We start from the raw sequence: 13,465 nt of genomic DNA, 5'->3' as shown, positions 1-13,465 counted from the left end.
GCGGATCGCGCTGAGCGAATCGGCATGCTCGTGATGCTGATAGCGTCACGCGAAAGCGCAGCGGCGTGAATCATTTCGATTCCCCAAGCGCATGAGCGCGGCATGTGCGAAACGCCGCATTTCATATTCCCAATAGCGCTTTCGCTTTGTTCCGAGATTTGCGCGTCGTCGCGCTGTCTAGAATGCGGGCAACTTCACTCTCGCGCATCAGACATCATGCCGACCAAGCTGATGATGCGCAAAAGAGGTCGTACCAAATCATCGTCCAAGTCCTTGTTTTTTGGACTGTGGACGGCTCCCCAGCGAGCGAAAAGTCTGTACCGGGCTCAAAGCGACGAAGCTGGAGACGCACAGAAAGCCTGGCCGGCCTTGCCACGTCTGCCTTTGCGCCTCGTTGAGGGAAGGAAGCACGCTCTTGGCTCCCGGCGACGCAGCGGGCAGCAACTGCGAAGAATCTACGCTATACGGAATGCCACGTTAACGCGATCGGCGGCCGGAGACGCCACTCGTCGATCATTGTCTCCGATGCAGGTCCCGCAACAATTATGCTTCGGGCCGAGTGAACGATCCGCCTTCGTTAACTCATCGTCGAGCCCGCCTGACCGATGCATCCCAGCCAGAAGTGTTAGTTAACAATACCGCTGTCGGATTAGCGACGACGACAGAAAGCAACTGCCTGGATTCGTGCCGCAGAGTTAACTTGCCTGTTGCGCATCGTTAACTGCCGAAGACTTCTGCCAGTCTCAATGGATCATTAGGTTAGTATCGACACTTGCACAACACTGAGATTAGCTGTGCGGCTTGGTGCCTGTAGGTAAGTAAGAGTCCAAATTTGCGACGTACTAACCGGTCCGACCACGAGGCGTCTGTTAGATTGCGATACCCGGTTCGCCCGAAGGTCGCCCGTCTGTGAAGGCGGTTCAGTTATGCCACATACGCGAAAGGACCCGGCGGCATAGTAGCTCGCTGCTCTTGGCGTTTGGCGGCTAGCTGCGGCATCGCTTCGGCATGCCCGACCTTGCATCGTGTTCGACGGCATGCGTAGTCGGCGCTCGTTACCAGCTTATGCACATGCGATGTTCGGACACGATGAGGCTACAGTTCGAGGAGCGGGGACGGGTTGTCGTTCGGCACCACAAGCGTGAGTTCCTCGCAAGATCGGCTAAGCGCAACGTACAGCAGACATCGGTTTTTCTGATTGGGCGCGAGACTGCCAGCGTCACAAGGAATCAGAACGGCGCGATCGCATTCAAGCCCTTTGGACTTGTGGATCGTGCTGATCGACCGGAACGGCATCCGGTCACTTCCTTTGCCGCGCTGATAAGCAAGTCCTGCAAGCACGGTGCTGATGTCAGGGTGCACCTGAATGCGCCGTGCCTGAGCAAATTCCGTCCGTAGGTCGATGCGGGCGTCGCCGAAATGCTGGCTCGTATTCATCAGGTGATGGATGCGATCGATTGCTTCGCCGACGCCGGTATGGGTGGGCTTCTGCAAAATCAGCCGAGCTATCGATTGAATCTCTGCAGGTTTCCCGCGGCAGGGTCTCACGCAGTGGGTTTCCAGTTCCTGAGCAAGTCGATTGCCGAAGGCTGTGGGCGAGAAGCCTTTTCCGACCGCTTCGAGGAAGACACACATTGCCCTGCCGAGGGCGACAGGATCGCCGGACCGGACGCGGCAGGCCGCAAGGAGATCACTCAAGGCGTGTCTCGTATAACCCTCCCAGATCGGTATGCGGGCTCCCCAGAACGCGTTGAGACCGAGTACCGTTTTATTGTGAGCGGTCAACACCAGCAGGTTCGGACTGTCCCGGACCACGATGTCGAGCGGACGACGTTCCACCGGACTTAGCTGGAAGCCGCCAAAGCGCGGCGCACGATTGTCTGCCCGCAACAGGCGTAAGCCTCTGGGCAACCGGTTCCCCAGATTGACGCTGCCGCCGGCACTTAGCCGCTCGCGCTGTTCGAGCACCCAGGCGCCCAGTTCAGGAGAGCCATTAGTCCAGCGGTGTGCAGTGTCCAGGTGCTCGAAGGCGTTGGCGCTTGCCACGAGATCGCGCCATTGAGTCTCATGTGATTCGCGTTCCCGCCCTGTACTGAAAATCATCTGCATAGGGTCGCCAAAAAACCGCACTTTCGCACCTGCCTGTCCAAGCATATCGACGATCGTGTGTTGATCCTGGCTGGCGTCCTGATGCTCGTCGCAGATAATGATGGGGTGTCGTTCTGCGACCGCGCCAGCGATACCAGGTGAACGGACGATCAGGCGCAGTACCCTGTCTGCGAGGTCGGCGTAGCATTCGGCTCCTCGAGCAATCGACCAAGCGTGAATATCTGCAGGTAGGTCAAGAGCACGGTGGTAGATCTGGGCGATCGTTGCGACGAGTGAGTCGATGGTCCCAATTCTCAGCCGTCCCGCCAAGTCGGTCGTTCTCGACGAGAAGACGCCACAGGCGGAATGTGTATGGGCCAATATCAGTACCCGCTGGCCTTTACCCAGGCCTGTTGTAGCATCCCGAGCGTAGCTGGCGGCTTGATATGTTTTGCCCGTGCCTGCAGGCGCCTCAACAACGACACGCTGCACCTCTGTCCGCAGCGCTTCAGCGACCGAGGCGTCGCTCACCGGGCCTGCCTCCTGGCCGCAGCAGGAACCGGATCGGCCTGTGCGAGGATAACCGCGTCGACGAAACCCCGCAGCACGGCATTCAGTTGTCTATCCCAGACACCAGAGCCGTAAACTTTTCCGGCCAGTTCACGACCGCCTTCGATGCTTTTGAACCATGCTCCCGCATGTCCCTTGAAGGGGTTGCGTTGTGCCGCCGGCGCGTCGCGTAGTACATCGGGTACCTTACCCGTTGCGGCTTCAACGATCCAAGGGAGCAGGGGGTGCGCTGGGCCGTCGATGATTTCGCCGCGGCGCGCTAATGCGAGCGCGCTCAGTGCCTCGAACGAGGCGTCGGCTGTTTCCAGCCTATCGGCAAGCGTCCGCAACCGGAGCCCGGTTTTTTCTCCTTCTGGATCAGCGATGAGCATTTGAACCTGTTCGGCGGCGAACAGCGGAATCACATTCTCTTCCATGTTGCCGGCGTTCCACTGGAATAGAAGCGCGCCGACGCGGTCCGCCACGGCGCGCCATCGCCCTGCGTACCTGTTCTCGTTGTCGACAAATCCGGCAAATTTCACTCCGCCGGTCGAAAGCGCTTCAAGTAGGATCAGGGTGTCGTCATTGCCGCCGCCGTCTGCGATGTGAACGCCGCGGTCCTTCCATCCGGGCAGTTCGTGATCGAAGATTTCTTGGAGGAACCCGACCTCGGTTGCGCCTTCAGCGACGAGGGTGAGCCGCGCCAGAAACGCCTCTGGGTCTCGGGCTAGATGGCGGGATACCTTCTCTCGCGCGAGCGTACCGACCCTTGCGCCGGTGTCGACGTACCATATTGACGCGTCAATTGCCGTGGTCACAACGGAGGCGCTATGCGTGGTGACAAAAGTCTGGCCTTGTCCGGCAGCAATATGGCGAACAAGCTGACGCTGGCGATAGGGTTCAAGCCCACGTTCGAGCTCATCCACGAGGGTGATCGGGTGGCCGTCCTGCAGGCAATCTGCGATTGCCAGCGCAGCCAAACGACGGGTGCCCGAGCCCCAAGTTGCAAGGGGCAATACCACGTCGTTCTTAATGGCGGTGAGACCGATGAGTGCGTTAATAGACTGACCGGCGCCCCCGGTGAAGGCCAGGCCAAGCCGGTTTGGAAGTTGACGCTCAGCGAAGTCCTGATCGAGTTGCTCCAGGCGAGTACGTGGCTCGGCTTCGAGATGCTGATCAACGGAGTTAGCGGCAAACTCCCGCCCAAGCCGCGCGCGTAGACCACGGTCATTGATTAGCCGGTCGAGGCCGGATCCAACAAGCAGCCGCAGGTCGCGATCGCTTTGGTCATCGCCCAGCAAGCGCACGAGTCCAATCTGGCGGCGCAATGCGACGGAGAATACCGTGACGCTTTCGTCCGGCTGCACGATTTCGTACACGAGTTCCAAGTCCGCTGTGCCACGGACGCGGACCTTGTAGACTGCAGGCCTTGCGGGTTGAGGAGCCTGTGCTGGCGCCGCAATTTCCGGCTCCACAGCCAACTGAAGTACAGCGTCCTGACCATCCCATTCCCATGGCCATGCCATGCTGCTCTGGCGATTCACATCTCCAGGGAGACTCATGACCGCTTCAATGAGAAACCCGTCTTCGACGAGACGATCCAAATAGTCCGAGTCCAACAGCGTGTAGCTCGTAGTCGGGCTGAGCAGAAGACCGATCGCCTCCAGGATCGTTGACTTACCAACGTTGCCCCCACCTAGTAGTAGGTTCAGGCCGGGCTGGGGGTGCCACGTCAATTCTCGAACTCCGCGGAAGCGTTCGATGTGAAGACGTTTGATCTCTGATGCCATTCGAATCCCCGTTCGGCTTTTACGCCTCATTCGACTTAGGCTACATTATCCGTGAAATGGCCGAGCAAGCGGAAGAAGACGAATTAACGAGGTTGAGTTATGGGCGGACAAGCAGTAGCGATTCTCCGCAAGTACGAGGCGCTCTCTCGCCCGACGAGCAAATCTCGGCTGCCATACTACGGCCTAGCGATGCCGGACCCTGGAAAGGAGTCGTCGGCGGCCACCGCCAGTATTATGGTGTTATCTCATCTGGATGCCAACGCACAAAGCGGGCGACCACTGATGCATCGACGATCAATGTGCCCGGTCTCGCTCGTTTCAGAGTGAGTGTGTGGACGAAGGCGTCGGCTGTATCTCGAATGTCTCAGTGGAGTCCAGCACAAGAATTTTGTCGCTGTCTTCGTCTCCAGGATCGCATGCAGCTTCAGCGCCAACGAACAGTACGCATGCCTGAGAACCTGTTTGCCGAGCACTCTTATAAAGGACGCCGTCGATTGCGCGATTTTTTCTGTCGCGGTGGACGAATCTCAAATATTCGGCGACAACCTGCGTCGGTACATACTCGATATGCTCGCGGCCGTCCTTCTTAATCGGCGCGGTGAAGTCGTCGAGGAAGTCGCGCAAGAACACGATCCCCTGACGCTCAGAGCGCGAATCTGGTTCGAAGACGCCCGGTAGATTAGGTAGTTTGGTAAGGTCGACGACACGAATATCTTTGAGAAGACGGAAGTGACCAAGCGTTGCCCATGTGGACTCGTCCAGGGATGTGGTTGTCTCCGCGATCGCGGTCGCTTTGTCAAAAGCGCCATAGAATGCTGAAATGCCTGCGGCGCTCATGCGGTTTGCGAATTTCGCCTTGTCGGCCGGCGGAGAGCCCAGTTCTCCGGCCTTCGTGAGCTTTTCGTCTTCCGCGTGCAGCCGTAGCCGACTTATCGCGGTCCCAGCGGGGAGCGTCTTATACAAGCCGCAACTCTCGTTGACCGCTCCAAGAGCGTCAAGAAACTCGGACGGTGGAATTTCCTCGCCTCCGCGCCATCGCGCTCGCGCGTCGTCCCGGCGAAAGAAAACGTAGCGTGACTCATGCTTGACAACAGATGCGAATTCTTTCCAGCCTGCTGAAAGTGCTTGATGTGGCTCTAGCTCGTAAAAATTCTTTTGGCACCACTGGTGGTCGCTCAGCGAGCTTACAACGTCTTTGAACAAACTGTCATGTGCGAAGCCAATGTCGATCTCCTCGGTGAGGATGTCATAGGTGTCGAAAACGTCGCCAACCCATCCCTGTTCCCATGGAACTCCTTCGTTGTTGGGCTCGCCCCATTCGCTTTGGATTCCCCGCAACACACGCTCGACGAAACGGTCAAACTCAACGGACTTTTTGCCTTGTGAGTCCGCATCACAATATGAACAGTCGAGGCCTTTTTCGCCTTCTTTCTTTATGAAGCGGCGAAGTGCCAGGTCGACGATGCAACGATTACAGACGCGTGTGTCTGTTCGAGTAGAATCCTTTCTCCTGCTGCTCCATAGCCCATGCTTTCGCTCGTCCCACTTCGATCCCCTCGTTAATTTGTTCGACCAGCGGAGTGGCAAAAGCGTGGGGCTGCCGGGGCTCGCCTTGGTGATGCATACCATACGTGTAGCCTCACTCCGAGCAGACCGAGAGTGCCAGCGTGAGTAGCTTGCGCTCGATCTCAAAAAAAAAATATTGTGACACGCTCGACCGCCTCATCTGCTCTGCTGGAACTCGCAAGTCCTGGCGATCCGTTGCTGTATCTTGACGTGCGATTCGACGTGAGCGGTGGCCGACTGAGCAGTCCATCCGGGTGCACGGGCCCCTCCTATCTCGAATTCTGCCTCTCTCGTACTCCAAATAGAACAAGTACGAGGCTCAATCCTTCACATAGAATGCAGCCGCCAAAGCACGATTCTATCCGCCAATTGCTGGAACTTGTTGGACTGTTCACCTAAAGTCAGATGCACGGCCGCTGCTCGGCCGGCGAACGGTCATCCTCAAATAAGCGGTGAATCATGGATCGAATCCGGCTCTCTCGTCCCGGTGTGTTCTCCACCTGCTTCGGCGGAGGGGCGCGGGTCCTAGTTCTCGTATTCGCCTGGTCAGCGTTATCGAGTTGCACATGGATCACCGATAAGATCTCGAACAAGGTGTATTCCAACCTTGAGCGACCGTTCGAGTCGGAAGCACCTTCTACGTTCGTCGCTTACCCGTCCTCAGTGGAAACGGAAGCGATCATAGGTGGCGAGGGGAGAGGGATTGACTGCTCGATTCCTTCGATAGGCGACGTCGCATTCAAGCGTCCCGATGGAGTGTCGGACATCCGTCTGCGGTTTCGGCAGGCATGCGTGAATCATGACTTCTGCTACCGGCACGGCTTTGCAACCTACGGATACACCCAAAATGACTGCGACCTCGCGTTGCAAGAGTCGGCTTTTCGGTTATGCCGGCAGATTCAGCGCGAAGGCGGCGGTGACGCTAAAGGGGAGTCGGAGGCTGGGACGGATCCCTATAGCTATTGCGAGACGGAAGCGAAAAAAGTCCTGCTTGGTGTGGCGCTCGGCGGCTCCGGATCCTACAAGGGCCCCGGAAGATCGACATACTTTGAATATGATCCGATGCCTGAGCACGCGGATAACTACGTGATAGCGCGCGCTATGCCACAGAGCACTGTCACTGCGGATCCTCGCGATCTCGGAATACGCGCTTTTCTGTTCAAGCGCAACTCGGTAACGATGGTCGACGAGAAAGAGACAGACTCGCCGACAGGCACGCTCATCCCCCTTCGAGCGGATCTGGTTGCCTTTCCGAATGCACGAATGGCAACGCCTCCCCAGGTATTGCAGGGTCGTTCGGATGCACCGCTGTTGTCGCTCGCCCGAGCAGGATTCACGGACACGAGCTTGGAAGTCGAGATGTTCCATTCGAGCACCGCTGAAAAGGGCGCGGCGTTGAAGTTCGAATCCCGCCGCGATGTGATGCAGTGCACCGGCACTAACGGGGTGACTGATTGCGATGTCTCGGTCTCAAAGATTACGCAAAAAGGCGACGAGGCAGAAATTATTTCGCTAACCCACAGAGGGTCTCTTGGTAACGGCACGGGCCCTAAGCTGTTGGAGCATCGCCTCGATCCCCCTCTGGCATATCGTACTCACGGCTTGGATACACAGAATGTCCACAACGCGTACCGCTTCCTCGTACATGACCTGCTCGTCGAAAAGGATGCGCAGGGAAATGCGACGAATGTGTTGGTGCTTGCCCGTGGCGTGGGTGTGGACCCGGGCGGGCACTATCTGACCGATAACTCCGCAAAGGAATTTGCGAAGCAAGTCCTCGTGACGAGGCAAGGACTCGGCGACGGGCCCGACGGCGCCACCCAGCGCTTCATGCTGGATGCCACGGAAAAGAACGAACCGCTGAGTCTCATACGTGTGCGTGGTGATGGGACAAGTGCGCTCATCGGGGTGGATTGGCGAGAGGAAGAAAGCGAGCGGCGCGGCGTGAATCCGCGACTTAAGACATGGCTGCTGGGTCCGAATGGACTTCCCAGCGAGGGGAAGTTCGTGGATTTCATGCCGGAAGCACGTGACTGCTACATGGAAATACCACCGATCATCGCGCGTTTCCCGCAGATGGACGAGGCCCAGATATTCCTCCCGCGATTCACGAACGCACGTCAACGCGGCCTGGATATGTGTGCTACGCCCGACGACGTCGCTGACCCAATGCTTCGGTTCGACGTACTTCTCACGCGGCTCCGTTTGGATTCTTCGTCGGGTCTCCAGGCCGTTCCCGACCACGGGGTCACGTGCGATATTGATCTCGCTGCTCAACTCAACAGCCCGTATGCGTCCACCATCCGAGAGAGAGCCAACAGGTCGCTACCCTCAACATCAGGAAAAGCGCTTGCACCGAACAGCGCGGCTTGGAATGCTGCCATCCTCGATATGAGCCATCGATGGAGAATGAGCCAAGTAATTGCGTCGACGCGCGCGTCGGCATCGGGCGAGCAAGCGGTCGCGCTGACGGTCGTGTTCAACGGCTTCACAGGCATGTCCCTCCAGTTGCTCTTTCATGTCGATCCGAAACGAGGACTCGTCTTCGACCGCCATGCAGGCGGCGAGCAATTCATCCAATCGTGTAGACCGTCAGGCGTGGAAAAGACCGCGGACTCAAACGAGAATTCAGTGAAGAAGTGATTACCATACGACCGCATCGCAGCGCGTTCACTCCGCAAGTGCAATTGCGTGAGCGACTCGATTGGCCCTATGGCTTTTCCGGCGCTGTTGCATCATCAGGAGATGACGCGGCTTTCAGGAGCTCCTCCATGCCTCGTGCAAATTCGCGAACTGCCTCAGTCTCGCCATCGCTGAGAGTTCGACGAGCGCTAACCTCCTGAACGCGGCGGGATAGGTCCTCGAGGCTGATAGTCGGCGGCAGGTACTGCCCAATAGTCTTGGGATTTATGGAAACAATGCGACGTGACGTGTGCTCCCCGAGCGTATGAGAGGTTCCAATCTGGCGTGCCTCGACCAACAACTTAAGCAGCGTGTCGTCGTTTCGCAGAGCGCCTTCGAGCCAATTTTGAACCGCGGCGACATCAACCCAATTGCTCCAAGCGAGTAATGCGAGGTATACATCCGGTAGGGCGGTGAGCGTATTGTTCTCTGCGGCGTGACGCACGCGCGCGATCACCGCATCCTTCATTTGCTGCACGGCCTCAGGCGCGAACGTCTGAAAGATGGAGTCCCGCTGGGTCGCATCTGGCCGCGTGAGCCCGGTGATGCTGTACGTGAGGCGTAGGGCGACTCCCAACGCGTCACCATCGCGAGCGAGACGGATGAATGTAGTTTCTCGCAACTCGTCCGGGATTCTGGCGGCGAGATGGTTGATCAACCAGAAGGCTTGAATGTCAGCGTGAACGCTGAAAAATCCGGGTAGCGAGTTCCGCGGGTCGGCTATAAATGTATCCCCGACTCGAAAGAAAGCCTCAGTGCACGCGAGAGCGAACGGCTCAGGAAGGTCGTCGAAATCAAGCAAGGCGTTGATTAGGTCACTGGCCTTGCATGTGCCGGCGGCGCGGCGAACTTCGAAAGCCTCGAGCCATGCGTTCGCGAGCGCATCTACGTTGTCGCCGAGATTTACGAAGGCACGAATTTCCCGTTCGCTGAGGGTGTCAGGGGCGACGCTGAACTGGAAGTATCGGTCGAATTTCTCGGGGGTACACACTAAGCCTTTTGCGCTCCATCTGCGAAGTGAATTCTCACCGTATGAAACATTGTCCCACACGAATTGAAGGCGGGGAAACAGGCGCTTGACTAGCGATTTGACTGAACCACGGTCTTTGATTGCCACTGACTCAAGCCAGCCATCGTGAAATCGCTCCATTTCATCGCGATTTCCGCGATCCGATACTCCGGTGAACTTCTCTTTGTTGTCACGTATGACTGCATATGCCGCGGGAACGAAGACACGCAAAAACTCGATTGCAATAAAATCAACCGGATTCACTTCACCGCGAACTGAAGGGAAGGTGACCATGAGCGCGTTGACTACACGCACGACGTCCCGAGGGGTTTGAACGAGCGACGCCAGCCCGTCATGAAGCACGTTGGCCCAATGCGCCGGATCCACGGGAAACTCATCGTCCCCCGGTGTACCGATGAGGCGATCGAGGTCTCGTAACAGCTTCTGAATGAGAAGCTCATGTGAAACTGCAGGCAAGACGAACTGCGCCTGCACGATCTTTTCAAGATAAGCATCGCCGTTGTCTATTCCAAGGGAGGCTTGCAACGAGCCGGAGACCAGTTTCCGGTCAAACGCCAAGAGGTATACGACGTTCGGAAAGTCGGCGACCGCTTTGATGACCTTGAATACCTCACGGACCTCATCGGGCGCGAGTCTATCGATGTCGTCGATAAAGACGACGAATCGGACACCTGATTGATTCAACGCCTTCGATATTTCGGCCTTCAGTGTGGGAATGTCTTTGTCCGCACGACGGAACTTCTTGAGAAGCCATGAGATAACCGGTCCTAGCAGGGGAATCGCGAAGCCCGTCGTGGCGATGCTTTTTTCGACTGCCGAACCGATGGTGTCGGCGTACTCTGCGAACGTGTCTGCGACGGCCATGAGCTTCGCATTCTCTGACGGAAAGCGCGCCCGAATTTGCCTTAGATACTGCATTGCGAGCTGCTCGCCATCAGCGAACCACCACGGATTGAAGGCGACAATGACCGGCGTATCGCTCACGAGCCCACCGGCAAGCGGTGCGTTAGCCTCAGTCAGATAGTGCGCGACGAAGTTGAGTAAGCTTGTCTTTCCGGCTCCCCAGGGTCCGTCGACTGCCATGACCAAGCCCTTCGGGCTCGGAGTGGTTCGGACGGCCCGAGCAATTGCGCGAGCGAAGGGCGCGTAGCCGAACTCATCAAGGGAGGGGTGTATTTGTGGCGCGTCGCTTCCCAAGGAGTTCTCCAGCGTGGGTTCGTCCACCTGAGCGTTTCTATTTTCGTTGTTCATGCCTTTCATCGTGGAGAGTCACGCTTTTCTTCGGGGTGCGATCGCTTGTCGAACTCATCGCTGGCGTAAAACCACTTACGCTCGCGGATACAAACTTCGGCGACCGACGGGACAGAGCTGTCACCGGCCGACATTTCCCGTCGCCGCAATCTCGTTGAGCGCTACCTTCTGGTCAGCGTACCAACGAGTTACGCACTCACGGTCGTGGCAGGTCTGCTCACGGTAGTTCCACTCTGCGCGCGTGCGTTCGCGGAAAGCCGTCTGGTCCATCGCGGCTGCTTTCGCCCTCGCGTAGATCGCAGCCAAATCGACGTCGGCGGCGGCAAGCTCTGCGTCACTGCAGATCAGATGCTCAGCATCCGAGCGCGCTTTGGAGCAGTCGAAGCTTGCTGCGAAGGTCGGGGTTGCTGGATCGGTGGGGGAGCCTGACGAGGACGTCGATGACACACTGACCGAATCGGCGAGTTGCTGTTGCTTCCAGGCTGCCAGCGGAGTTTGGCCGATGGTCAGCTGCTCCCAGCGGTACGTTGTGAAGATGGGAGAGCTTCCCGGCGTCTCCATCACTATGAGCACGCCTTTGCCAGTGCTCTCATTGATAGCGAACGCTGCCTTCTCGGAATTGCATTCGTGAGCCTTGCAGCCTTCACCCACTAGGTAGCCGTCCTTCGACTGGATTCCGGCTTCATTGACGACGGTCAGCCGGTCGGCAATTTTTTTCCAATCGGCCCGAGAGACTCCCTGGAAGGCCGCCCTGAACCGCCGGTCGTTCACGACATCGTACGGATACTTGCCGGCCATCCACGAAAGGCCGGTGGTCGGCATTCCCGCGAGAGGTACCGGAGAAGGCGTACGGGCGGTATCGGCAGGGCTGGGAGCGTCCGACTCGACGGTATCGGCGACGGTCCGAATCGGATGCGAGAATTGCGTTACGATAGCGCACAAGGTCGCAACCAGCGTTACCGCGGCAAAACCGATTGCCTTTGGGCGGACAATGTCGCGGCCGACTAGAAGCGAGGGGCGGGGTGTGACTTCGTCGGTGAGCAATGAGTCGAAGTATTGGTCCGCGGCTTCGACGTTGGTCAATGTCGCGTTGCGCTGGCGAAGGTATTTTGATGCGTTAACGTAACCGTACAGTAGGGCGAGGGCGGTCAACCCTAGGCCAGCCCCGATACTGACCGCGTAGGTTATGAAAGCACCCACCAATCCGATGATGAGCGGGCTTACCAGGGCAGGCGCCGAAGGATAGCTGCGTACTGCGGTAAGCAGGACCGACGACGCCTGGCTCAGCTCCGCTCTTGAGCCCTGATGCTCAGAGCACTGCTTTTCTATCGCATACACCGCCCGCATCGCTTTCTCTTTCTCGGCAAGGGAGATCCAGCCGATGTCAACGGCTAGCCGGATAGCGTCTGTCGTGGCCTCAGTCTCCCGTGAGAGCGATTGCAGGAAGTCCTGATGCGTTTCCAGGGTCACGGCATCGCTCAGGTCCTCGGCGCGCACATAAACGCCGTGAGAGAAAAAGTAGTCGACCAGTGCGCTTGCGGTGCGCTCCTGGACCTTGACCACGAACTCTTGCGTCGCCTGCTCGCGCTTTGATAGGCGCGCCGAGCCGTCCGCATCAAGGCTTCGGCTTGCTGTTAGGACTGAGCTGACAGGGCGCGACGTCCGCGCGCCTCTCAGGTTATGTGTGAACCGTATTCCAGTGCCGGGAATGCTCGTCGTTACGCGGCCGCGCGCGTTGTACGTGAATCCCCTTCCGCCAATTGAGGTGCTGACTCCGCTCTTGCTGAGATTGATGCGGATTCCCGGTGCGACCTTGATGCTCTTTCGAAAGCCCCAGCCCATTATTTTTATTCTCCTCGAGTTCCCGTGACGCCGCGCGTCCGAGATCGCGCCGTCGTGGGGAAATTTGGCCTATTTCTTGTTCTTTGCGCATGATAGCACTAGAAAAAAGCCGGCTAAGAGCTGGTGATAGCGCGCCGGCCTCAGCAGGCAATCGGCGCACGGCACCGTCGCCCGAAGCGACCGGCGGCCTCCCGGGGGGACGACGGCCATCGGCATTGACCTGGGCTTAAAAGATTTCCTGACAGCAAGCGACGGATCCAAGGTCGAGGCTCATCGTTTTCATCGCGACCTGGAGCCGGCGCGCGTTCCGAACCATGCTGCAGTACAAGTGCGCTGACGCCAGCGTGTGGTTCGAGGAAGTCAATGAAGCGTTTTCTACCCAGACCTGTTCGTGCTGCAGCAGCCGCACGGGGCCGAAAGGTATCGCAGGTCTTGGGATAAGAGAATGGCGATGCGAAGCCTGCGGCTCGAATCACGAGCGAGACGTCAACGCGCCCGGAACATCCTCGCTACTGGGAAGGCATGGCGCGCCGGCGGCGCGGGATTGCAGGACGGCCTCGCATCAACCAATCTCGCGGCCGGACGTGGCCGTCTTGCTAAAGGAATCCCGGTCCTTTAGGGCCGGGAGGACGTCAAGCCCGAGCACCTTTGGAACTTAAGGGTTCTT

7 protein-coding genes are annotated in these 13,465 nt (G+C 58.1%); 2 read left to right on the top strand and 5 right to left on the bottom strand.

The genetic code is table 11. The annotated features are described in order from the left end of the window. Window positions 1-1,095 precede the first annotated feature (1,095 nt). The 3 genes from NK8_RS32215 to NK8_RS32205 form a co-directional block, all read right to left on the bottom strand. Window positions 1,096-2,619: a UvrD-helicase domain-containing protein gene (locus NK8_RS32215; RefSeq protein WP_213232301.1), complete on the bottom strand. Its 1,524-nt coding sequence runs from the start codon at window positions 2,617-2,619 to the stop codon at window positions 1,096-1,098. After that, window positions 2,616-4,427, bottom strand: coding sequence for an ATP-dependent endonuclease (locus tag NK8_RS32210; protein ID WP_213232299.1), 1,812 nt, complete (start codon window positions 4,425-4,427; stop codon window positions 2,616-2,618). The genes NK8_RS32215 and NK8_RS32210 overlap by 4 nt, the downstream gene beginning before the upstream one ends. Window positions 4,428-4,745: 318 nt before the next feature. Next, window positions 4,746-6,056: a HEPN-associated N-terminal domain-containing protein gene (locus tag NK8_RS32205; RefSeq protein ID WP_213232298.1), complete on the bottom strand. Its 1,311-nt coding sequence runs from the start codon at window positions 6,054-6,056 to the stop codon at window positions 4,746-4,748. A gap of 396 nt (window positions 6,057-6,452) precedes the next feature. Here NK8_RS32205 and NK8_RS32200 point away from each other — a divergent pair, with 396 nt between their 5' ends. Then, window positions 6,453-8,636, top strand: coding sequence for a hypothetical protein (locus tag NK8_RS32200; protein ID WP_213232297.1), 2,184 nt, complete (start codon window positions 6,453-6,455; stop codon window positions 8,634-8,636). Window positions 8,637-8,703: 67 nt separating this feature from the next. Here NK8_RS32200 and NK8_RS32195 read toward each other — a convergent pair whose 3' ends face one another. Together NK8_RS32195 and NK8_RS32190 are read right to left on the bottom strand one after the other, a co-directional pair. Continuing rightward, a complete protein-coding gene (locus NK8_RS32195) occupies window positions 8,704-10,956 on the bottom strand; it encodes a P-loop NTPase fold protein (RefSeq protein WP_213232296.1) in 2,253 nt (750 codons plus the stop codon). A 120-nt stretch (window positions 10,957-11,076) separates the two neighbouring features. Further along, window positions 11,077-12,798, bottom strand: a complete 1,722-nt coding sequence (locus NK8_RS32190; RefSeq protein WP_213232295.1) for a DUF4236 domain-containing protein — start codon at window positions 12,796-12,798, stop codon at window positions 11,077-11,079. 314 nt (window positions 12,799-13,112) lie between these two features. Here NK8_RS32190 and NK8_RS43475 point away from each other — a divergent pair, with 314 nt between their 5' ends. Continuing rightward, window positions 13,113-13,457: a transposase gene (locus NK8_RS43475; protein WP_301549898.1), complete on the top strand. Its 345-nt coding sequence runs from the start codon at window positions 13,113-13,115 to the stop codon at window positions 13,455-13,457. The last annotated feature ends 8 nt before the right edge of the window (window positions 13,458-13,465 follow it).

Origin of the sequence: Caballeronia sp. NK8 (assembly GCF_018408855.1) — a bacterium.
Classification (GTDB): Bacteria; Pseudomonadota; Gammaproteobacteria; order Burkholderiales; family Burkholderiaceae; genus Caballeronia.
The sequence above is the reverse complement of the archived record's forward strand: the minus strand, read 5'-3'. Positions and strand labels throughout refer to the sequence as shown.